This is a genomic window from Ruegeria sp. CDSC021, from assembly GCF_059610845.1.
The window spans coordinates 60988-82248 of sequence record NZ_JBXWOK010000015.1 but is presented as its reverse complement, the minus strand read 5'-3'; the positions used below and the strand labels follow the sequence as shown (position 1 = coordinate 82248).

General features: G+C 59.0%; 19 protein-coding genes. 13 read left to right on the top strand and 6 right to left on the bottom strand.

Translation table 11 applies throughout. The annotated features are described in order from the left end of the window. Both AC2FGB_RS18335 and AC2FGB_RS18330 read left to right on the top strand, forming a co-directional pair. Positions 1-1078, top strand: a 1078-nt coding sequence (locus AC2FGB_RS18335) for a COG4223 family protein (protein ID WP_496690521.1), incomplete at its 5' end; no start/stop codon positions are given. Positions 1079-1088: 10 nt separating this feature from the next. After that, on the top strand, positions 1089-2585 hold the full coding sequence (locus tag AC2FGB_RS18330; RefSeq protein WP_496694554.1) for a heme biosynthesis protein HemY: 1497 nt from the start codon (positions 1089-1091) through the stop codon (positions 2583-2585). On the opposite strand, the gene AC2FGB_RS18325 is transcribed toward AC2FGB_RS18330, so the two are convergent. From AC2FGB_RS18325 to AC2FGB_RS18315, 3 genes are read right to left on the bottom strand one after another with little or no spacing between them, the layout of a single operon-like run. Beyond that, positions 2582-3616: an ABC transporter substrate-binding protein gene (locus AC2FGB_RS18325; protein ID WP_281973878.1), complete on the bottom strand. Its 1035-nt coding sequence runs from the start codon at positions 3614-3616 to the stop codon at positions 2582-2584. The two genes, AC2FGB_RS18330 and AC2FGB_RS18325, sit on opposite strands and share 4 nt — an antisense overlap. Beyond that, the gene (locus AC2FGB_RS18320; RefSeq protein WP_496694555.1) at positions 3613-5010 is read right to left on the bottom strand and encodes a sensor histidine kinase; all 1398 of its coding nucleotides are present in this window, start codon (positions 5008-5010) and stop codon (positions 3613-3615) included. The genes AC2FGB_RS18325 and AC2FGB_RS18320 overlap by 4 nt, the downstream gene beginning before the upstream one ends. Continuing rightward, the gene (locus tag AC2FGB_RS18315) at positions 5003-5674 is read right to left on the bottom strand and encodes a response regulator transcription factor (protein ID WP_282022417.1); all 672 of its coding nucleotides are present in this window, start codon (positions 5672-5674) and stop codon (positions 5003-5005) included. Before AC2FGB_RS18315 ends, AC2FGB_RS18320 begins: the two co-directional genes overlap by 8 nt. Before the next feature lie 147 nt (positions 5675-5821). Between AC2FGB_RS18315 and AC2FGB_RS18310 the strand changes: the two genes are divergently transcribed. From AC2FGB_RS18310 to AC2FGB_RS18290, 5 genes are all read left to right on the top strand, one after another. Then, positions 5822-6790, top strand: coding sequence for a Bug family tripartite tricarboxylate transporter substrate binding protein (locus tag AC2FGB_RS18310; RefSeq protein ID WP_142637503.1), 969 nt, complete (start codon positions 5822-5824; stop codon positions 6788-6790). Between the two features lie 86 nt (positions 6791-6876). Next, complete coding sequence (locus AC2FGB_RS18305) at positions 6877-7308, top strand: tripartite tricarboxylate transporter TctB family protein (protein WP_142637505.1); 432 nt, start codon at positions 6877-6879, stop codon at positions 7306-7308. A 10-nt stretch (positions 7309-7318) separates the two neighbouring features. Next, on the top strand, positions 7319-8857 hold the full coding sequence (locus AC2FGB_RS18300; RefSeq protein WP_142637508.1) for a tripartite tricarboxylate transporter permease: 1539 nt from the start codon (positions 7319-7321) through the stop codon (positions 8855-8857). A gap of 144 nt (positions 8858-9001) precedes the next feature. Next, a complete protein-coding gene (locus tag AC2FGB_RS18295) occupies positions 9002-9454 on the top strand; it encodes an SRPBCC family protein (RefSeq protein WP_496694556.1) in 453 nt (150 codons plus the stop codon). Positions 9455-9545: 91 nt separating this feature from the next. Continuing rightward, on the top strand, positions 9546-10520 hold the full coding sequence (locus AC2FGB_RS18290; RefSeq protein WP_496694557.1) for a hypothetical protein: 975 nt from the start codon (positions 9546-9548) through the stop codon (positions 10518-10520). Positions 10521-10561: 41 nt separating this feature from the next. On the opposite strand, the gene nadC is transcribed toward AC2FGB_RS18290, so the two are convergent. The 3 genes from nadC to nadA are packed head-to-tail and all read right to left on the bottom strand — an operon-like array spanning position 10562 to position 14040. Continuing rightward, the gene (nadC, locus tag AC2FGB_RS18285; protein WP_142637514.1) at positions 10562-11416 is read right to left on the bottom strand and encodes a carboxylating nicotinate-nucleotide diphosphorylase; all 855 of its coding nucleotides are present in this window, start codon (positions 11414-11416) and stop codon (positions 10562-10564) included. After that, the gene (locus tag AC2FGB_RS18280) at positions 11413-12981 is read right to left on the bottom strand and encodes an L-aspartate oxidase (protein WP_142637517.1); all 1569 of its coding nucleotides are present in this window, start codon (positions 12979-12981) and stop codon (positions 11413-11415) included. The genes nadC and AC2FGB_RS18280 overlap by 4 nt, the downstream gene beginning before the upstream one ends. A gap of 6 nt (positions 12982-12987) precedes the next feature. After that, positions 12988-14040 (bottom strand): quinolinate synthase NadA, encoded by a 1053-nt coding sequence (gene nadA / locus AC2FGB_RS18275; protein WP_496690518.1) that lies wholly within the window; start codon positions 14038-14040, stop codon positions 12988-12990. A gap of 575 nt (positions 14041-14615) precedes the next feature. On the opposite strand from nadA, the gene AC2FGB_RS18270 reads away from it, so the two are divergent. From AC2FGB_RS18270 to AC2FGB_RS18245, 6 genes are all read left to right on the top strand, one after another. Further along, on the top strand, positions 14616-16559 hold the full coding sequence (locus AC2FGB_RS18270) for an AMP-binding protein (RefSeq protein ID WP_496679343.1): 1944 nt from the start codon (positions 14616-14618) through the stop codon (positions 16557-16559). A gap of 78 nt (positions 16560-16637) precedes the next feature. Continuing rightward, entirely contained in the window at positions 16638-17456 is an 819-nt protein-coding gene (locus tag AC2FGB_RS18265; RefSeq protein ID WP_496690517.1) for an ABC transporter ATP-binding protein, read from the top strand. Between the two features lie 77 nt (positions 17457-17533). Then, positions 17534-18520: a branched-chain amino acid ABC transporter permease gene (locus tag AC2FGB_RS18260; protein WP_142637525.1), complete on the top strand. Its 987-nt coding sequence runs from the start codon at positions 17534-17536 to the stop codon at positions 18518-18520. 2 nt (positions 18521-18522) lie between these two features. Continuing rightward, positions 18523-18780, top strand: coding sequence for a hypothetical protein (locus AC2FGB_RS18255; protein WP_271950685.1), 258 nt, complete (start codon positions 18523-18525; stop codon positions 18778-18780). A gap of 3 nt (positions 18781-18783) precedes the next feature. Then, complete coding sequence (locus AC2FGB_RS18250) at positions 18784-19860, top strand: branched-chain amino acid ABC transporter permease (protein WP_142637529.1); 1077 nt, start codon at positions 18784-18786, stop codon at positions 19858-19860. 73 nt (positions 19861-19933) lie between these two features. Further along, complete coding sequence (locus AC2FGB_RS18245; RefSeq protein WP_496694558.1) at positions 19934-21217, top strand: ABC transporter substrate-binding protein; 1284 nt, start codon at positions 19934-19936, stop codon at positions 21215-21217. Positions 21218-21261: the final 44 nt, after the last annotated feature.

Below are 21261 nucleotides of genomic sequence, written 5' to 3'. Positions count from 1 at the left end.
AGCCGAAGCCGAAGCCGAAGCCGAAGCCGAAGCCGAAGCCGAAGCCGAAGCCGAAGCCGAAGCCGAAGCCGAAGCCGCTCTTACGTCGCCTGATCAGACCGTCGCAGAACCGCCGGTCGAAAAACGCGGCGGCTTTATCCCGGCGCTGATTGGCGGTGCGATTGCTGCGGCGGCCGGGTTCGCTCTGGGTCAAAGCGGCGCGTTCTCCTCGGGTGAGTCCGACGCAATCGCTGCGCTTGAGGCGAAGCTGATCGCACAATCCGATCAGATATCAACACTGTCGAAGTCTCTGACCGACGGATCGGACCTGTCCCAGAAGATTGACGCGCTGACCAGCCAAATCGCGCCAATCACCGCTGATCTGGATGGGGTGAAGTCCAGCATATCCGATCTGACCAACAAGGTTGATCCGCTTGCCAGCCGTTTGGCCGAGTTGGAAAGTGGCGCGCTGACGCAGGGCGCTTCACCTGAAACCGGCGCGGCCATCGAAGCCGAGCTGAAAAAACTCCAGGACTCTTTGGCCGCGCAACGGGCCGAGGTGGAAAAGATGGTGTCCGACGCTCAGACGCTCGAGGCCGAGGCTGCAGCAAAATCGCTGGCGGCGACCAATGCAGCCCTTCTGTCACGGGTGCATGAACAGTTGAATACGGGTCAACCTTATGGCGACCTGATTGCAGAACTGAAGGCCGCAGGCGTAACCGTTCCCGAGGCGCTGGCAGCACCGGCAACCGAAGGTGTCGCGACGATTGCAGCACTTCAGGACAGCTTTGCGCCCGCTGCGCGCACGGCGCTGGCCGATGCGCGGGACGCGGACAAGGGCACCGGAATTGTCGCGTTTTTGCAGCGCCAGACAGGTGCACGTTCGGTTACCCCGCAAGAAGGTGACAGCCCCGATGCGGTCCTGTCGCGGGCTCAAGCCGCTTTGTCGGGCGGAGATGTCTCTGCTGCCCTGGATGAGCTGAAATCCCTGCCCGATGCAGCCAAAGCTGCATTTGAAGGGTGGGAACAGGCGGCCCAGACGCGGGTTTCTGCTGTGGATTCTGCAAATGCGCTTGCCTCAAGCGCGAACTCGAACTGAGGGGCCTGCTATGCTGTGGTCACTGTTTAAGATCCTTGTTTTTGTTGCGATTGTCGGCTTGCTGGCTCTTGGCGCCGGGTTCCTTATGGAAACCAAAGGCGGGGTGCAGATCACAGCGGGTGGCACGGAATACACGCTTGGTCCGCTTCAATCGGTCATTGTGCTGGGCGTGATGATCATTGCGATCTGGCTGTTCTTCAAGCTGCTGACCCTGCTGATCGCCACGCTGAAATTCCTCAATGGGGATGAAACAGCCCTATCGCGTTATTTCGACCGCAGCCGGGAACAGCGCGGATATCAGGCATTAACCGATGGGATCATGGCGCTTGCCTCGGGTGAGGGGCGGATCGCGATGAACAAGGCCGCCAAGGCCGAAAAGCTGCTGAACAAACCCGAGCTGACCAACCTGCTGGTGGCCCAGGCCGCCGAGATGAATGGCGATACCCAAAAGGCATCTGAAACCTATAAGAAACTGGTAACGAATAATGCCACGCGTTTTGTGGGGGTGCGCGGAATCATGAAGCAGAAGCTGGCCGAAGGCGATGATGACACCGCCCGGAAGCTGGCCGAAAAGGCATTGGCCATCAAGCCACGCCATCAGGAAACGCAAGATATCCTGCTGGGCCTGCAGACCAAGTCGCAGGATTGGGCTGGGGCCCGATCAACGCTGACCGCCAAGCTGAAATCCGGGCATTTGCCCCGCGATGTGTTCAAGCGCCGCGATGCGGTGCTCGCCTTGTCCGAGGCAAAGGGCATTCTGGACGAAAGCTCGACCGTAGAACAGCAGGAACAGGCAATCGAGGCCAACCGCCTTTCCCCTGATTTGGTGCCTGCCGCAGCGATGGCTGCCCGTGCCTATATCGAAAAAGGCAAGCCGCGTGCCGCAACGAAGATTCTGAAAAAGGCATGGGAGGCACAGCCACATCCCGATCTGGCCCATGCCTTTGCCGATATTGCACCGGATGAATCACCGGCCGAGCGCATCAAACGCTTTGCGACGTTGACCCGCATACACGCGCAGAATCCGGAAACCTGTCTGATTCTGGCCGAGTTGAACATCGTCGCCGAAGATTTCCCCGAAGCGCGCCGCGCGCTGGGGGATGTGGTCGAAAAACAGGCTGATGCCCGCGCCTATACGCTGATGGCAGCGATTGAACGTGGCGAAGGGGCCTCGGATGTGGTTGTGCAGGGCTGGCTGGCAAAGGCGCTGAACGCGCCGCGCGGGCCGCAATGGGTCTGCGACAACTGCCATGACATTCAGCCGGAATGGGGTCCGGTCTGTCAGAACTGCCACAGCTTTGACACGCTCAGCTGGCAAACGCCGCAAACGCCAGAGATCGCCTCGGCCACCGGTGTTCACATGCTGCCGCTGATCGTTGGCGCGCTTGAGGACAAGGCCGACACCGATATGGATGAGGTCGACGAGGCCGATGAGCCTGAGGTTATCGAGGCAGAGATCGAACCGGTTCGGCCTGATATCGAACCGGCCATCGACGAAAAGACCTAGCGCGCACTTTCCACGTCGAAGGCGTCGTTCCACAGCTTGAACAGCTCGGCCCGTCGGTTCTGATCTCTGGCCACCAATAGAGCCGGCGATAGGGCGATGAACCTTCGGGCGCTGGGCGTTAAACCCGTATCGGCGGTGTCCATCTGGGCGACGAGACCCGAAGTTGCCAGCAGGGTTTGCGCCTGTGGCGACAGGAGAAAATCCAAGAATTCCGTGGCGGCTTGTTTGTTCCGCGCCTGGCGCGGGATCATCAGGGCACGTGACAGGACCAGAGTATAGTCTTCTGGCAGGATCACCCCAATGCCCGGGGCCTTGGCATTGGCCACATAAGACCCCAAAACGTTATAGGCGATCAAAAAGCGCCCGTTGGCCACATCGCGGATGATTTCCGCAGAACAGCAAGTGGCCACCGCGTCGATACGTGCAAAACCTTCGATCAAAGAGCCGAAAGTCGTGGCCTCAAGGCTGTCTCCATAGGCAAACAGATAACCCAGACCCGAGGCCGCGATGTCATAGGTTGCCACGCGCCCACGCAGTAGATCCGGCTGGGTTCGCATCATGTCCAGCAGGGCGAACCGGCTGCGTGGGACGTTCTGATCCTGTAACAAGGTCTTGTTATAGACGATGACGGCGGGTTCGGTTGTGATCCCCCACAGCTCATCCCGCCAGCGTCGCGCGGCGGGCAGGGCATTGGTAAGGTCGGATTGAAACCGGTGTCCGCAGGCCGAATTCACCAGCCAGACCATCTGTTGAATCGCGGATGAGAACACGATGTCTGCAGGATTTTCACCTGATTTACAGACCGTGCGGCTGTGTTGGAACAGAGCGTTAGATCCCCATTGTTCATAAGTGACCTGCAGATTGGGGTTCAGCGCCGTAAATCGTTCGAGCACGGGGGCGATGATCGCAATGTCGGTGGTTGACCGGATCAACATCGGATCCTGACCTGCGCCGAATTCTGCGATGGCTTCTTGGGCGCGCGAAAGCGAAGGAATCAAACTCAGCACGACAAGGGCTAGGGCTCGGATCATGTGCTGCTCTCATCTGTTCTGGCCGGGAAACTCAGCGCTGCGCGAAACCCGGTTTCATCCCGCCCCATCTCGACTCGGCCGTCAAAGGCCTCAGCGGTGGATTTCACGATGGACAGGCCCAGGCCGGTGCTGTCCTCGCCCGAACCTGTGCTGCGATTGAACCGGTCCCCCAGCTGATCGGCGATTATGGTCGCAGGCCCGGGCCCCTGATCGCGTACCCACAGAACAGCGCGCGCGCCCTCTTGCGCGGCGCCAATACGGACGGGTGGCAGACCATGACGCAGAGCGTTGCCAAGCAGGTTCTTGGCGGCTTCGCCGATCGAAAAGGCATCGCCATTCACAAGAACTGGCGTATCGCCGATTTCCAGACGCACCTCGATGGTGGGGGCCATCAATTCATGATCGCTGTGTTCCAGCACGTCCAGCGCCACTTCGCGTAGGTCAACGGGCAGCCGCGGCGCACTGTCAATACGGTGGATCACCATGGCGCGCGACAGCAACTGATCCAGCAGCGTGCCCAGTGACCGGGTGCGCCCCAACAGCCGATCCAGCGCGCGCGTGCGGGCTGGAAGGTCGGGATCGTCCTGCGCAATCTCGGCCTGGACCCGGATGGCGGCCACGGGTGTGCGCAGTTGATGGGCGGTGTCGGCAATCAGGTTTCGCATCGTGTCCACTTGCCGATCCAGCCGCCCCATGAACCGGTTCATTGCGCTTAGCATCACCTGCAATTCGCGTGGCAACCCGTCGCTGGCCATCGGTGTCAGGTCATAAGGATCGCGACGGGTCAGGTCATCGGACAGCGCCTCAAGCGGGCGCAGGGCCGAGCGGGTGACAAACCACGACATGATCAGCAGCAACATCCCGGCCATCGCCATGGGCAGCAAGGCATCGCGCATCAGGCCCACGGTCATGGATTGGCGCGCGCGCAGGGTTTGGCCGACCAGAATTTCCACCTCGCCCGAGAAATCGCGCTCGGCAAACAGGCGGGTAACGCGGACGAAACGGGCGGGTTCCCCGTTCAGATCAGAGGCGAAATAGACCGGCGCAGTGCCAGTCTGTGGCGGCACCTTGATCACGGTGTCCCGGTCCAGCCCGGTTATGAACGGGCCATCAGGCACCTGTACCGCATAGAAAATCCGGTCATCCGGCGCCTGCGCCAACAGCTGAAAAGCTGAAACCGGAAGGTCGACAAAGGGTTGGCCGTCCTGAATGCGAACGGATTCGGCGATGTCACTGGCCGCGCCCAGCAGCAGCCGGTCATAGGCCTGCCGCGCCGCCAGCCGACCATTGGCCCAGATCGACAGGCCAACCAGAAACCCGCCCAGAACCAGGATCAGAACCACCGCACTCAGAACGCGGGCCGTCAGGCTGTGGGGCAGGCGCAGCCTAGTCATTCAGACCGATCCGATACCCCACCCCGCGCTGGGTGGTTATGCTGATGGCGCTGCCGGTGAATCTCTTGCGTAGCCGCGCGATATACAGCTCGATCGCGTTTTCCCCCACATCGGCGTCTTCGAACCCGTAAAGCGAGTTATACAGCCGTGATTTCGACAGATACTGACCTTCGTGCCGGATCAGGGCGTCCAGGACTGCCGCCTCGCGCGCGGTTAGGTTCAGGCGTTTACCGTTCAGCGTGGCGCTGCGATCCTTGGCGGCATAGATCAGCGGACCCAGCGTGATCTGTTCGCTTTTGCGATCGGCATCGCGCCGGACAAGGGCGCGCAACCGCGCCTCAAGCTCGCGCTGGTCAAAAGGCTTGCCCAAATAATCGTCGGCACCTTTGTCCAAAGCCGCGACACGATCTTCGACCGAAGTCAGTGCCGTCAGCATTAGCACTGGGGTGCGGTCGCCGCTGTCTCGGATTTTGCCCAGAAAGTTCAGGCCGGACCCGTCAGGCAGGTTTATATCCAGAAGCATCGCGTCATAGGTTTGAACTGCGCGGAAATCACGTGCGGATTCGACAGTGGTCGCCAGATCACAGACAACGCCCGACCGCGCCAGATGAGCTATTACGCCTTCGGCCAGATCTACGGCATCCTCGATCATCAATACGCGCATTGTCCCCCCGCGCCCTGCCCTGAATTTCTGTGACAGGTTCGTGACAGCATTATTCTGTAAACAGTACCAGCCCGCAAGGACAGTCCCTTGCGGGAACAGGTTTCGGTTGCAGGACGCAGCCCAAAAAGACCAGAGGAGGAGACACGAATGAAACTGTTTGGAACAAGCGGCGCGATTGCGGCTGCTGTTTTTGCCCTGTCCGGCGTGAGCGCCAGCGCACAGGAATGTATTGCCCCGGCCAACCCCGGCGGCGGTTGGGATTTCACCTGCCGTCAGGTCGGTAAATCTCTGCAGGATCTGGGTCTGATCGACCAGACCATGCAGGTTGTGAACCTGGCCGGCGGCGGTGGCGGTGTTGCCTTTGCCGAGGTCGTCAACAAGCGCGGCGAGGATAATGAGCTGATCGTAGCGGCCAGTGCGGCCACGGCAACCCGCCTGGCGCAGGGCGCCTATCCAGGCAACACCATGGATCAGGTGCGTTGGCTAGCGGCCATCGGTGCGGATTATGGCGTGATCGCCGTTGCTGCCGATAGCGCGGTTAACACGCTGCCCGACCTGTTGGATCAGATCAAATCCGATCCGACGTCTGTGTCCGTGGCGGGCGGTTCCGCCGTGGGCGGTTGGGATCACCTGAAGGTTCTGATCGCGGCCAATGCCTATGGCATCGAGGACGTACGGTCGGTCAAATACATCGCCTTTGATGGCGGCGGCGAAGCTGTGACCCAGCTGTTGGCCGGTTCGGTTCAAGCCTTTACCGGTGACATCTCGGAAGCCAAGGGTTTTGTCGACTCGGGCGATATCAAAGTCATCGCCGTTTTGGCGCCTGAACGTCTTCCCGGCGAATTCGCCGATTTCCCGACGGCCAAGGAACAGGGCATTGATGCCATCGGCGCAAACTGGCGCGGGTTTTACGCCCCTGGCGGAATGAGCGATGAGGCCTATGGCGATTGGGTTGGTAAGATCGGTGATCTTTACGCCTCGGATGAATGGAAAGAGGTCATGGCCGCCAATGGTCTGGCCCCGCTGGACCTGCAAGGCGCAGCTTTCCAGGATTTTGTTGCACAATCCGTGGGTCAGATCCAGACCATCTCGAAAGAGATCGGGATCATCAAATAAGACCAGCACTCACCTGAGAGCGGGGTGTCGCGCCGGGCGCGCGGCACCCCGACCAGACCCATACTTCCCTTACATAGGAGATACCCATGAGTGATCGCATATTCGGGGTCTTCGGCATTCTTCTTGCCATCGGCTTTGCCCTGTCAGCGCTGGCGATTGAAGAGAGCTTTCTGTCAGACGCGGTTGGCCCCAAGGCCTTTCCACTGATTGTCGCCGCCATCCTTGGCCTTTCCAGCGCGGTCATCGCGTTGCGCCCGGATGCCGAGCCCGAGTGGCCCGCGCTGGGCCGGCTGGTCGAAGTCGGCGCCGCTGTAGTCGTGATGATCTTCTATGCCGAGCTGTTGCCGGTTCTGGGATTTGTAATCTCTACCGCCTTTGCTGCGGCTTACCTGGCTTGGCGGCTGGGATCTGGTCCGATCGAAAGCGTAGTGGTCGGAATCGGTACTTCTGTCGGTATCTACGTCATCTTCCATCTGGTTCTGGGCCTGTCACTGGCTCGCGGACCATTGGGTTTCTAAGGGGAACGTCATGGAAACTCTTGCATCCCTTGGCGATGGATTCGCTATCGCGCTGACATGGCAAAACCTGTTGCTGGCCCTGTTGGGTTGTTTTCTGGGCACGATCATGGGCGCGTTGCCCGGTCTGGGCCCGTCGAACGGCGTGGCCATTTTGATCCCTCTTGCGTTCACGCTGGGGCTGGGCGCGACGCCGTCTCTGATCCTGCTGACCAGTGTTTATTATGGGGCAATGTATGGCGGGAGAATCTCATCGATCCTGCTGAACATCCCTGGGGACGAGCCTGCGATGATGACCTGCTTGGACGGGCATCCGATGGCCAAAAAAGGCCTTGCGGGCGAGGCGCTCTCGCTGTCCGGTATCGCCTCATTCATTGGTGCGTTTCTGGCCACATGGGGCCTGATCTTTCTGGCGCCGCAGCTGGTCAAGATCGCGCTGCTGTTTGGACCGGCTGAGTATTTCGCCCTGTTCGCGCTGGCCTTCATGACGCTGGGCGGCGTGTCCTCGACCAATCAGGCGAAATCGGCTTTTGCCGCTGCGCTGGGCCTTGGGTTGGCGACCATTGGTGTCGATACCCAGACCGGCGTGCCTCGGTTCACCTTTGGCGAAGTGCACCTGTATGATGGGCTGGATTTCCTTGTCGCCATTGTCGGCCTGTTTGCACTGTCCGAAGTGTTCATCTTTCTGGAAAACCGTCATGGCGGATCGGATGCCGCTGGGCGCAAGTTGAATATCGGGCGGCTTTACCCGCCGATGTCGATGATCAAGCAATGCATGCCGACCATGCTGCGCACCTCATTCCTGGGCTTTCTGGCGGGGGTTCTGCCGGGGGCCGGGGCGTCTTTGGGCTCGTTTATTTCCTATTCGATGGAGAAACGGTTGGTCGACAAGGACAACACATTTGGCACCGGTGATCCGCGTGGTGTCGCCGCGCCCGAGGCCGGCAACAACGCCGCCGCCGGGGGGGCCTTGGTGCCGATGCTGGCGCTGGGCGTGCCGGGGTCAGGGACCACCGCCGTGCTGCTGGCGGTTCTGTTGGCGCTGAATATCACGCCCGGACCGCTGCTGTTCACCCAGAACCCGGATGTGGTCTGGGGCCTGATTGCGGCACTGTTCATTGCCAACTTTATGTTGCTCGCGATGAATATCCCGATGGTGGGCCTGTTCACCCGCGTCCTGATGGTGCCCTCGCGTATCCTGATGCCCGTCGTGGCGATGGTCAGCTTTGTGGGTATTTACGGCATCTCGGGGTCCAGCTTTGATCTGCTGGTGATGATCGGGTTCGGTGTCATGGGCTGGGTTCTGCGCAAGCTGGACGTGCCGCTGGTGCCGATCATTCTGGGCACGCTGCTGGGCAACTCGATGGAGAATAACCTGCGCCGTGCGGTCACCATCGACAATGGCAACTGGTGGACGCTGGTTGACAGCCCGCTGGCCATCGGCTTGTGGTCCATTGCCCTGATCGGATTTGTTCTGCCTCTGATTGTAGGCGCGCGTGTCAAAGCCAAGATGCATCAGCGCCGCGACGAAGAGGGCGCGATCAGCGACTGACCGCATTGGGCGTCACCGCAAACCGGTGGCGCCCGATTAGGTAAGATTTGGGGTCGCGTATCCTGATCTGAAACAAAAAATTGAAACATTTGGCAAAAACCGCGTTATTGATAGGCACAAAGCTGTTGTGCGAAGGATGCCAGAATGAAACTCAGTGACGAAATCCGCATCGCTGCCCCGCGGGACGTGGTGTATGAGGCGCTGAACAACCCCGATATCCTGCAGGAATGTATCCCCGGCTGCGAAGAGCTGACCCAATCTTCGCCGCAAGACCTTGAGGCAAAGGTGGTTCTGAAAATCGGTCCGGTGAAAGCGCGGTTCGCGGGTCAGGTCACGCTGGATAAATCCAAGGCACCGGACGGATTTTCGCTGCAGGGCGAGGGCAAGGGCGGGGCTGCGGGGTTTGCCAAGGGCGGTGCCGATGTGACCCTGACCGAAGACGGGTCCGAGACGGTTCTTGCCTATACTGCTAAGGTGGACGTCGGCGGCAAGATCGCCCAGCTTGGCAGCCGTTTGATTGCCGGGACTGCCAAGAAACTGTCGGGGAAATTCTTTACCCGGCTCGGAGAGATCGTCTCAGAACAATCCGGCAGCTAGCCAGTTTCGCGCATTTCAGTTGACGGCGACCTCATTCGGCGCAATCACAAGAAAAACTGGCGGGCCAAACCCGAAGCAGGAGGCCAGAGTGATGGATTACGCGCAGCTGGAACGTCTTGAGGAGCGGGTTTCACTCAAGCCCAATGACCGACAGGCCATCCGGCAGCTTGTGACGATGCTGGAATACTCCAACCTACCGAAACAGCATCTGGGCGCCTACAGCAAAGCGCAGCTTGAGGTGACGGGCGGGTTGAAAAAGGGCTGGCAGGCAGCCCTGGTCGACACCGGACGGCAGACCGCCGCCTATTCTGGTTGGATGAAAGCCCTGGACACACAGAAAATCCAGTTGGCCGTGCCCATCGCCCAGATCTATGTGGGTCAAACCATCACCATCAATGGCGAGCATGGGAATTGCGGCCAACGCCTGAATTTCTTTGAAGAAACCAAGGTGATTTGCGGACTGTGCCACGAGTGCTACAAGGTGCAGATCCTGCCTGAGAACCTTGAGGGGATGTTTCAGGTCTATTTCTTGCTGCTCAGCCTGCAGCTGCCCAGGGACAATGCCAGAAAAAGCATGATCGAGCTGCGCGAAGCGGTCAAGTTTCCCTATAAGGCGTATATCTATTGTGAGTCGATCGCAGAGGCGAAAGAGTGTCTTGCGATTTTCCGTGCCGCACAGGCGGAATTTGAGATCACTGGGGTTCACTCAAAAATATCCCACGGATGTTCTGAATACAGTATGGAATACCCCGCGTTTAAGTATTCCGAGGGTGCGGGGGACGACTTTGAAACACCATCCGATTGGAGCGGGATCGAAGAGGCGTATTTCACGGACATTCCGATGCCTGCCCCGGAAAGACCAAGCAATTCCAAACCGATCCTCAGCTTGCGGGACGTTTTTGCCTTTCGGACATGGGTCAGGTTCGCTGAGCTGATCGGTGATAAATCCTGCGAAAAATATGGGACGCGCCTTGGCCCGGAGCTGCCTCAGCCCTTCGTCAAGCGTGTACAGGGGCAGGCGCGGGACCGGCACAGGGAAATGGTGGAGCTTTCTGCACAGGGTTAGCAGCTGTAGCCCATGTGCCAGTGCTGACGCGCGACCGTGGTCTAGACCGGAAAGTCCAATCCCAAATCCACGGTGCGCGCCGAATGGGTCAATGCACCTGAAGAGATATAGTCAACACCCGTTGCCGCGATTGAGGCGATGCGATCCAGCTTCACATTGCCCGAGGCTTCGGTCTTGAGCCTGCCATCCACCATCGCCACCGCCTCGCGCAGCATGTCATTGTCCATATTGTCTAACAGGACGACCGAGGCGCCTCCGACCTCAAGCACTTGGGCCAGTTGGTCCAGACGGTCGACCTCGATCTCGACGGCCATCATGTGGCTGGCATGGGCCTTGGTGGCCTCCAGCACCTGACGCACCCCGCCAGCGGCTGCGATGTGGTTGTCCTTGATCAGGATCGCATCTGACAGAGAGTATCGGTGGTTGAACCCGCCGCCATGCAGCACGGCCAGTTTTTCAACCAGACGCAGGCCGGGGGTTGTTTTGCGGGTGCAGGTGACGCGGGCATTTGTGCCTTTAGTTTCAGCCACGAAGCCGGCGGTCTTTGTGGCGATCCCGGTCAGGCGACCGGCAAAGTTCAGGGCCACCCGTTCGCCCGACAGGATTGAGGCGGCCGATCCCTTGATGGTCATCAGCGTATCGCCTGCCTTACAGGGTTGGCCATCGGCAATATGCGTGGTGATGTCCAATGAGGGGTCGATCAGGCGAAACGCCAGCGCCGCGACTTGCATGCCGGACACGACCGCATCCTCGCGCGCGTTCAGGCAAGCATCATAGGTGGTATCCGCCGGGATCACCGCGCGGGTGGTGACGTCGCCATAGCTGCCAAGATCTTCCATCAGGGCAATGCGGATCATCGGTTCAAGGACAAGATCGGGAACGGTAGAGAAGCTCATGATTGCTCCTTGCAGGCCTGCGCGCGGATGGCGAGTGCTTGGGAAAGGTACATTTCGGATCGTTTGCCGGGTCCGGCCGAGGGGTCGGGGAAATCGGATCGTTCATGCGCGCCGCGGCTTTCTTCGCGCGCCAAAGCGCCCGCCGCGATTAAAGTGGCGGTGGCGCACATGTTCAGGAAAGACGGGTTGTCGCTGTTTGCTGCCTCTAGCCGCGCGATGATGCCAAGCGCTTTGATCAGGCCCTTGCGATCACGGATAACGCCAACATAGCGGGTCATGGTCTGGCGCAGCTCTGTCACGGCGGCAGGGTCAGATGGGGTGCCGCCGTCCTGAAAGGTGATTTCCAGCGGCGGCGTCGCGCTAGGTGTTGGCAGGGTCCGGGCGATGCCTTCCGCGCAGATGCGGGCGTAGACCAGCGCCTCAAGCAGACCGTTCGAGGCCAGACGGTTGGCACCGTGCAACCCGGTCGAGGATGCCTCACCGCAGACCCATAAGCCGTCGATACTGGCGCATCCGCTGGTTTCGGTCGCGATGCCACCCATGTGGTAATGCGCAGCGGGGGCAACGGGGATGGGTTCCTGCGCCGGGTCGATGCCATTGCGGGCGCAATATTCGGCGACCGAGGGGAACTGTGCCTTGATCGCCTCGCCCAGAACCTCGCGCGTGTCCAGCATGGGACGGTTGCCCGCCTGAACCTGCGCATAGATGGCGCGGGCGACGACGTCGCGCGGGGCAAGCTCGGCATCCGGGTGGATGGCCTGCATGAACCGCGCGCCATGACGGTTGATCAAAATGGCCCCTTCACCGCGCAGCGCTTCGGTCGCCAGCGGCGCGGGGTCTTCACCTACATCCATCGCGGTGGGGTGGAACTGGACAAATTCGGCATCCGCAATCAGCGCCCCCGCGCGTGCCGCCATGCCAATCACCTGCCCGCGAATACGCGGCGGGTTGGTTGTCAGCGCATAGAGCCCGCCTGACCCGCCCCCGGCCAGCAAAACCGCAGCCCCGCGCAGCATCACCGGGGCTGACCCGCCATTATCCGCACGCTGAATGCTGACGCCGGTAACGCGCCCGTCTTCGACGTCCAGCCCAAGGGCCATGGTGCCCTCCAGAACCTGGATCGACGGGGTTTCGTGCACCTGTTCGATCAGGGCGGCCATGATCTGCGCGCCTGCCTGATCGCCCTTGACCCGGACGACACGGGCAAAGCTGTGCGCGGCCTCGCGTGACAGCACGTAATCGCCGCCCGCGGTCCGGTCGAAAGGCGTGCCCAGCGTGGTCAGGTCCAGAATATAGTCGCGCGCCTGACGCGTCACCAATTCAGCCACCTGCGGATCAACGGTGCCCGCACCGGCATTCACGGTGTCGTCCGCGTGGCTTTCCGGGCTGTCATCGGCGTCCATCGCCGCAGCCACTCCCCCCTGCGCCCAGGCAGAACTAGCACCCTCGCCCAACGCTTCAGGAGAGATCATCACCACCGGATGCGGGGCCAGTTTCAGCGCAGCATAGAGCGCGCCCAGCCCGGCGCCCACGATGATAACGCGGTCGGTGGTGAGGGTTTCCATCTCGGATCAGAGACCCAGCTTTCGCGACAGGTCGATCATCGCCTGCACCGAATGACGCGCTTTTTCCGCGACCGTGGCGTCGACCTCGACCTGACTTTCCATCGTGTGCAGCACATAGAGGATCTTTTCCAGCGTGATCTTCTTCATGTAGGGGCACATGTTGCAGGGGCCGACAAAGTCGACCTCGGGCAATTCATCGGCGATGTTGGACGCCATCGAGCATTCGGTGATCAGCATCGCCTTTTCGGGCTTTTCGGTGCTGACATACTTGATGATCCCGCTGGTCGAGCCAGAGAAATCGGCCTCGGCCACCACTTCGGGCGGGCATTCCGGGTGGGCAATCAACCGCGTGCCCGGATTCCATTTGCGAAAATCGCGCAGGTCTTGCGCGGTGTATTGTTCATGCACGATGCACGAGCCCGGCCAGTACACGATGTTCTTGCGGCTTTCATTTGCCACGTTCTGCGCCAGATATTGATCCGGCGTCATGATGACGGTGTCGGATTCCATCGCATCGACGATCTGAACGGCATTGGACGATGTGCAGCAGATATCGGATGCCGCCTTCACCTCGGCGGTGGTGTTCACATAAGAGACGACCGGCGCGCCGGGGTATTTGGCGCGCATCTCGTCAATCCCCTCGGCGGTGATGCTTTCGGCCAGCGAACAGCCCGCGGCCATGTCCGGCATCAGCACGGTTTTCTCGGGGCTCAGGATTTTCGAGGTTTCGGCCATGAAGTGCACGCCCGCCTGTACGATCACATCGGCTTCGACGTCGCTGGCCTTCATCGCCAGTTGAAGACTGTCACCCACAAAATCTGACACGCCATGGAAAATTTCAGGCGTCATGTAGTTATGGCCCAGAATGACCGCGTTCCGCTCTTTTTTAAGCGCATTGATCGCCTTGATATAGGGCGCATAGATCGCGAAATCCGGCAGCGTCACCACTCGGTCCATCCGGGCATAGGTCTCCTGCATTTCCTCAACCAATTCGGTCGAAGGTGTCAGGTCATAATGCTGAGAAAGCACATTGGTGATGCTCTGGTGAGTGACATTCATCTCGGCAGTCCTGCCTTGCGTATTGGGGTGGGAAAGGGGTCGGAATTCGTGCTGCCCGACCGTCCAAGAAAACGTTTGATTTCAAAGGCGCACGCCTCTGATCGCACAATTCGAGCGGTTTTGGTCATGCGATCTGGATCATTCCGCATAACCGATGCCTTCGGTCGATACACATGCATAGCAAATGGGCATGAAAAACCGCTCTGAATATCCTACTCAGTTGCTGGATGCATACGGTGAATTCCAGGCGCGGTAAACATACAAAACCCTTAGCCAATACCGGTATGCGTGGATGAATGCGCTTACCTGCTGCAAATTTGCAGTTCGCGGAACAGTTTGTGGTCATCTCGGGTCGGGTCTCTGACGAGGTGTATGGTCCGGGCGGCACGGCCCAACTTGTTACATTTCGTAAGAATTGAGAAAACATCAGGCAAAACTTGACGCTGATCGTGTCGACGTCCCTTAATCGGGGCGTTGGCGTCCGGGCCAGACCCGGACCCGCCATTTCCGGCCCGGGGAGGGGCCGGGTGGGGAGGAGAAAAAGATTGACTCAGACGCAGTCAGGCGCTGAAGGGATGCAGTCTCTTCCGGCGCTGCTACACCGCAATGTGATTCAGTTCGGGGATGCCCCGGCCTATCGCGAAAAGGAATTCGGGATCTGGCAATGCTGGACCTGGGCCGAGGCGGCCAAGGAAATCCGCGCCATTGCGCTGGGGTTTCTTGAGATTGGCGTTGAGAAGGGCGACCATATCGCCGTCATAGGCCGGAACCGCCCGGCGCATTACTGGTCGATGGTTGCGGCCCAAATGGTGGGTGCGATTCCGGTGCCGCTCTATCAGGACGCGGTCGCCGAAGAGATGACATATGTGATGGAACATTGCGGTGCGAAATATGTCGTCTGCGGTGACCAGGAACAGGTCGATAAGGTCATCGAGATTCAGGAAAAAGTTCACCAGATCAAACACATCCTCTACACTGACAAGCGTGGGATGCGGAAATATGATCATTCCCAGATGAACGCGCTGGACGACATCAAGGCCGAAGGCAGCGCAGGTCATGCGCGCTTTGATGCCGAGCTGGATGCGCGTATCGCTGCGATCACCTATGACGACACTTGTGTGATGCTGTATACCTCGGGCACCACAGGCAAGCCGAAAGGCGTGGTGCTGTCGAACCGCAATGTAATCGAAAGCGCCAAGAATTCTGCAGAGTTTGACCACCTGACCCGGAATGAGGACATCCTGTCCTATCTGCCAATGGCTTGGGTAGGTGATTTCATCTTTTCCATCGGTCAGGCCTATTGGTGCGGGTTCTGTGTAAACTGCCCCGAAAGCGCTGACACGATGATAACCGACCTGCGCGAGATCGGTCCGACCTATTTCTTTGCCCCGCCGCGGGTATTTGAAACGCAGCTGACCAACGTCATGATCCGGATGGAAGATGCGGGCAAGCTGAAGCAGCGTATGTTCCACCATTTTATGGCCCATGCCAAAAAGGTGGGTGGGTTACTGCTGGATGGCAAAGCGGTTGGGTTTGGTGATCGGATCAAATACGCGCTGGGCAATCTGCTGGTCTATGGGCCGCTGAAGGATACGCTGGGGTATGGCCGGTTCCGGGTCGGTTATACGGCAGGCGAGGCGATCGGGCCTGAGATTTTCGATTTCTACCGCTCGCTGGGGATTAACCTGAAGCAGCTTTATGGGCAGACCGAGGCGACGGTCTTCATCACCGTGCAGCCCGATGGCGAGGTGCGCGCCGATACGGTTGGTGTGCCCGCGCCAGATGTCGAGCTGAAGATCGCCGAAACGGGCGAGATCTACTATCGCTCGCCAGGTGTGTTTGTCGAATATTACAACAACCCGGACTCGACCGCCTCGACTAAGGATGCCGAGGGTTGGGTGGCCACGGGTGATGCCGGGTTCATTGAGGAAAGCAGCGGTCATCTGCGGATCATCGACCGCGCCAAGGACGTCGGAAAAATGGTCGATGGCTCGATGTTTGCGCCGAAATATGTTGAGAACAAGCTGAAGTTCTATCCCGATATTCTTGAGGTCGTGCTGTTCGGCAATGGCAAGGATCGCTGCGTGGCGTTCATAAATATCGACCTTACCGCCGTGGGGAACTGGGCCGAACGCAACAACGTCGCCTATGGGTCCTATCAGGAACTGACGGCACATCCGCAAGTGTTAGAGACAATCAAGTCCCATGTGGAAGCGGTCAACAAATCGGTCGCCGCCGATGAAATGCTGTCGGGCTGTCAGGTGCATCGCTTTGTGGTGCTGCACAAGGAACTGGATGCGGATGACGGTGAGATGACCCGAACCCGCAAAGTGCGCCGGGGCTTTGTCGAAGAGAAATTCCACGACATCATCACCGCCCTTTACGACGGGTCTTCAAGCGTTTCGACCACGACCGAGGTGACCTATGAGGACGGCCGCAAGGGTTCGATCAGTGCCACACTTGAGATCGTGGATGCGCCGGTTGTAACGGTCGCGCAACACAAGGTAGCGGCGGAATGAAGTCCGGTCCTGCGCCGCTCGATCTATGGTCATCGCCCGCCCGCCATTCCGTGTATTGCGTAAGTCAAGGAGGGGCTGATGTTGGATAGTTCCGAAGGATATGTCACCGAAGACGGCCGCAAGATCGGCGGCGTCGTGATGGAGATGAAGAACATCACTCTGCGCTTTGGCGGTGTGGTGGCGATCAAGGATATCTCGTTCGACATCCGTGAGGGTGAGATTCGCGCCATTATCGGTCCGAACGGGGCGGGTAAGTCCTCGATGCTGAACGTAATCTCGGGGTTCTATATCCCACAAGAGGGCGAGGTCTGGTTTCACGGGGCCAAGCGCCCTCCAATGCGGCCCTATGAGGTTGCGCGGCAGGGGATTGCGCGAACATTCCAGAACATCGCCCTGTTCGAAGGGATGAGCGTTTTAGACAACGTCATGACCGGGCGCCTGAACTATATGAAGACAAATATCCTGCAGCAGGCTTGGTGGAAGGGTAAGGCCGAGGCCGAAGAGACCGAAAACCGAGAGGCAGTCGAACGGATCATCGACTTTCTCGAAATCCAGCATATCCGCAAGACGCCCGTTTCACGCCTGCCCTACGGCTTGAAAAAGCGGGTCGAACTGGCCCGGGCGCTGGCCGCTGAACCCAAGCTGTTGCTGCTGGATGAGCCGATGGCCGGGATGAATGTTGAAGAGAAAGAAGACATGAGCCGCTTTATCCTCGACGTGAATGATGAATTCGGCACCACCATCGCCCTGATCGAACATGACATGGGCGTGGTGATGGATCTGAGCGATCGGGTGGTCGTGATGGATTACGGCAAGAAGATCGGCGACGGCACGCCTGATGAGGTGCGCAACAATCAGGAAGTCATCGATGCCTATCTGGGGGTGAGCCATGACTGATCTACGGAACGGGCTGAGAAAATTCGACGAATTTTCCGGGATGACGCGCCAGATGAAATCTGTTCGGAGGACATAGGATGCCTGAACAACTCGTATTTGCGATGGAAGTCATCCTCAACGGTCTTATGGCCGGGGTGCTCTATGCGCTGGTCGCGCTGGGCTTTGTGCTGATCTACAAGGCGTCAGGGATTTTCAATTATGCGCAAGGGGTTATGGCCCTGTTTGCCGCGATGACTCTGGTCGGGATCATGAACGGGCAGGTGCCGTTTGCACATCTGATCAATGCGACTTTCGGGACGCATATCCATTACTTTGGCTGGAGTGTCCCTGCGCTGCTGGCGATTATTCTGACTATGGCGGTGATGGTTCTGCTGGCTTGGGCGGTGCAGCGGTTCGTGATGCGCCATCTGGTTGGCCAAGAGCCGATCATCCTGTTCATGGCCACCATCGGGCTGGCCTATTTCCTTGAGGGCGTGGCCGACCTGATGTGGGGGTCCGAGATCAAGACGCTGGATGTAGGCCTGCCGCAGGGCATCAACCTCTGGCTCGATGAGGCGACCTTTAACGTCTTCGGCTATGGGTTCTTCATCGACAATCTGGACATTGTGGCAACGGTAATTGCGGCGCTGCTGGTGGCGGCGCTGGTTGTGTTCAGCCAATATACCAAGCAGGGCCGGGCGATGCGCGCTGTGGCGGATGACCATCAGGCGGCGCTGTCGGTGGGGATTTCGTTGAACTTCATCTGGATCATGGTCTGGTCTGTGGCCGGGTTTGTAGCGCTGGTCGCGGGCATCATGTGGGGCACCAAGTCTGGCGTGCAGTTCTCACTGTCGCTGATCGCGCTCAAAGCGTTGCCGGTGCTGATGCTGGGCGGGTTTACCTCGATCCCCGGAGCCATCGTCGGAGGGTTGATCATCGGTGTGGGTGAGAAACTGTTCGAGTTCGCCATTGGCCCGATGGTTGGCGGTGCGACCGAGAACTGGTTTGCCTACGTGCTTGCGCTGATCTTCCTTGTGTTCCGGCCGCAGGGCCTGTTCGGCGAGAAGATCATCGAAAGGGTGTAGTCATGACCAAGCTCATCGCCATTCTCAACGTGATCGCATGGGCCGGGTTCTGGGCGTTTGGGTATATCGCCCTGACCTCGGACGATCTGACCGACAGCCAACTGACGATCGCCGCGATCCTGGCTTTTGCCGGGTTGGTCACGGGTGTCATGGCCTACATGAAACTTGTGCGCGCCTCAGAGGCGAGCGGATATGCCAAAGGCTCCAGCCAACTGAACACTGCTGCCCGCGACCGGGCGCAGGAAGAATGGGGAAAGTAAGACATGTTTTATCGCGAAGCCGGAGATTTCAAAACCTCTTACGTGGAAGACAGCCAGACCTTTCCGATCAAATTTGACCGGTATCGGTACTATGTGGTGCTGGCAGTGGCATTTGGGATCATTCCATTCATCATCAATGACTACTGGGCGAACGCGCTGCTGCTTCCGTTTCTGATCTATGCGATCGCCGCCATCGGTTTGAATGTATTGGTTGGCTATTGCGGGCAGGTGTCGCTGGGTACCGGTGGGTTCATGGCTGTGGGGGCCTATGCCTGCTACAAGCTGATGACGGCCTTTCCCGAAGTCAGCATGTTCATCCATGTCATCCTTGCGGGCGGGATCACCGCCATTGTCGGTGTTCTGTTCGGATTGCCTTCGCTTCGGATCAAAGGGTTCTATTTGGCCGTGGCCACGCTTGCGGCGCAGTTCTTTCTGGTGTGGCTGTTCAACCGTGTGCCGTGGTTCTACAACTACTCGGCATCTGGGCAGATCAACGCGCCCGAGCGGGATGTGTTCGGCATCATCATCACAGGCCCGAATGCTCCGGCCTGGGCAACCTATCTGTTCTGCCTGATCTTCCTGACCTTCTGCGCCATCATTGCACGGAACCTGACTCGGGGAACGACTGGCAGGACATGGATGGCAATCCGCGACATGGATATCGCGGCCGAGATCATCGGGGTAAACCCGCTCAAGGCAAAACTGACCGCCTTTGCTGTCAGCTCATTTTTTGTGGGTATCGCGGGGGCGCTATTCTTTGCGGTCTATCTGGGCGCGGTTGAGGTTGGCGAAGTCTTTGGCATCCAGAAATCGTTCCTGGTCCTATTCATGGTCATTATCGGCGGATTAGGGTCTATCTTCGGCTCCTTCGCCGGGGCAGCATTCTTGGTATTGCTGCCGGTTGTTTTGAAGGTGGTCGGTGTCGATCTACTGGGCTGGCCCACTGATATCGTTGCGCATCTCAATCTGGTGATCGTCGGCGCACTCATCATCATGTTCTTGATTCTGGAACCGCATGGACTGGCGCAGCTTTGGCGTGTGGCGAAAGAGAAACTCAGACTCTGGCCGTTTCCGCACTGACGGGCAGGCCCAAAGACAAGACGGGTGCAAAGCCCGAATTCAACATCGGACCAATCAAGGGAGGAGACACCCGATGAAGACGAAACTGGCAACCCTGGCGCTGGGCGCCATGATGGCCGCAGGTCCGGCCATGGCCGACCTTGTGTTCCCGTCGCTCAGCTATCGGACGGGACCATATGCGGCAGGCGGTATCCCGTTTGCTGACGGCTATGCCGATTATTTCACACTGCTCAACGAGCGTGATGGCGGCATCGGAGGTGTTTCAGCCAATGTGATCGAATGCGAAACCGGCTATAACACCGAAAAAGGCGTGGAATGCTATGAATCCACAAAGGGCGAAGGCGCCTTGGTATATCAGCCATTGTCGACCGGCATTACATACCAGCTGATCCCAAAAGTGACCGCAGATGGCATTCCGCTGCACACGATGGGCTATGGCCGGACCTCTGCTGCGAACGGCAAGGTATTCAGCCACGTGTTCAACTATCCGGCCAACTACTGGAACGGAGCGTCGGGCGCGATCAACTATCTGCTGAGCGAAAACGATGGTGACCTGAACGGTAAGAAAATCGCACTGGTCTATCACAACTCGGCCTATGGCAAGGAACCGATCCGCACGCTGGAGACCCTGGCTGAAAAGCACGGGTACGTCCTGACGCTGCTGCCTGTTGACCACCCCGGTCAGGAACAGAAATCGCAGTGGCTGCAAATTCGCCGCGAAAAGCCTGATTATGTAATCATGTGGGGCTGGGGCGTGATGAACCAGGTCGCGGTGCAGGAAGCTGCGAACATCCGCTTCCCGATGGAAAACTTCATCGGTGTCTGGTGGTCTGGCGCTGAATTTGACGTGCAGCCCGCGGGCGACAAGGCAAACGGCTATAAGGCACTGACCTTTACCGGGCTGGGCATGGACTATCCGGTCTATGAAGATCTGCAGAAATACGTGGTGGATGCAGGCAAAGCGGCGGGTGCGGGCGATCAGCTTGGCTCGGTTCAGTATAACCGCGGTCTCTATGCCGCCATGCTGGCCGCTGAAGCTGTGAAGACTGCACAGGGAATCCACAATACCGCTGATATCGATGCATCCATGATGCGCGATGGTATGGAGGCGCTGGAAATGACCAACGCCAAGATGGAAGCGCTGGGCATGACCGGTTTCGGGCCTGAATTCTCGGTCTCGTGCGAAAATCACGGCGGACCCGGCCTTGTCGGCGTTGTGCAGTGGGATGCTGCGGCCGGAACCTGGAACCCGGTTCAGGACTTCCAGCCGACCGATGCAGATGTGATCAACACGTTGATCGAAGAAGATTCTGCAGCCTATGCAGCGGAAAACAACATCACACCTGGGTGTGAATAAGTGGCTGGCCCCGGTCTTGATCCGGGGCCGCGAAACTGACCAGA

What these genes read in the sequence shown, in the direction of transcription:
- AC2FGB_RS18315 (WP_282022417.1), bottom strand. Translation starts at nt 5,674, where the DNA reads ATGCGCGTATTGATGATCGAGGATGCCGTAGATCTGGCCGAAGGCGTA.
- AC2FGB_RS18310 (WP_142637503.1), top strand. Translation starts at nt 5,822, where the DNA reads ATGAAACTGTTTGGAACAAGCGGCGCGATTGCGGCTGCTGTTTTTGCC.
- nadA (WP_496690518.1), bottom strand. Translation starts at nt 14,040, where the DNA reads ATGAATGTCACTCACCAGAGCATCACCAATGTGCTTTCTCAGCATTAT.
- AC2FGB_RS18295 (WP_496694556.1), top strand. Translation starts at nt 9,002, where the DNA reads ATGAAACTCAGTGACGAAATCCGCATCGCTGCCCCGCGGGACGTGGTG.
- AC2FGB_RS18250 (WP_142637529.1), top strand. Translation starts at nt 18,784, where the DNA reads ATGTTTTATCGCGAAGCCGGAGATTTCAAAACCTCTTACGTGGAAGAC.
- AC2FGB_RS18260 (WP_142637525.1), top strand. Translation starts at nt 17,534, where the DNA reads ATGCCTGAACAACTCGTATTTGCGATGGAAGTCATCCTCAACGGTCTT.
- AC2FGB_RS18320 (WP_496694555.1), bottom strand. Translation starts at nt 5,010, where the DNA reads ATGACTAGGCTGCGCCTGCCCCACAGCCTGACGGCCCGCGTTCTGAGT.
- AC2FGB_RS18265 (WP_496690517.1), top strand. Translation starts at nt 16,638, where the DNA reads ATGTTGGATAGTTCCGAAGGATATGTCACCGAAGACGGCCGCAAGATC.
- AC2FGB_RS18245 (WP_496694558.1), top strand. Translation starts at nt 19,934, where the DNA reads ATGAAGACGAAACTGGCAACCCTGGCGCTGGGCGCCATGATGGCCGCA.
- AC2FGB_RS18290 (WP_496694557.1), top strand. Translation starts at nt 9,546, where the DNA reads ATGGATTACGCGCAGCTGGAACGTCTTGAGGAGCGGGTTTCACTCAAG.
- AC2FGB_RS18330 (WP_496694554.1), top strand. Translation starts at nt 1,089, where the DNA reads ATGCTGTGGTCACTGTTTAAGATCCTTGTTTTTGTTGCGATTGTCGGC.
- AC2FGB_RS18300 (WP_142637508.1), top strand. Translation starts at nt 7,319, where the DNA reads ATGGAAACTCTTGCATCCCTTGGCGATGGATTCGCTATCGCGCTGACA.
- AC2FGB_RS18280 (WP_142637517.1), bottom strand. Translation starts at nt 12,981, where the DNA reads ATGGAAACCCTCACCACCGACCGCGTTATCATCGTGGGCGCCGGGCTG.
- nadC (WP_142637514.1), bottom strand. Translation starts at nt 11,416, where the DNA reads ATGAGCTTCTCTACCGTTCCCGATCTTGTCCTTGAACCGATGATCCGC.
- AC2FGB_RS18270 (WP_496679343.1), top strand. Translation starts at nt 14,616, where the DNA reads ATGCAGTCTCTTCCGGCGCTGCTACACCGCAATGTGATTCAGTTCGGG.
- AC2FGB_RS18255 (WP_271950685.1), top strand. Translation starts at nt 18,523, where the DNA reads ATGACCAAGCTCATCGCCATTCTCAACGTGATCGCATGGGCCGGGTTC.
- AC2FGB_RS18305 (WP_142637505.1), top strand. Translation starts at nt 6,877, where the DNA reads ATGAGTGATCGCATATTCGGGGTCTTCGGCATTCTTCTTGCCATCGGC.
- AC2FGB_RS18325 (WP_281973878.1), bottom strand. Translation starts at nt 3,616, where the DNA reads ATGATCCGAGCCCTAGCCCTTGTCGTGCTGAGTTTGATTCCTTCGCTT.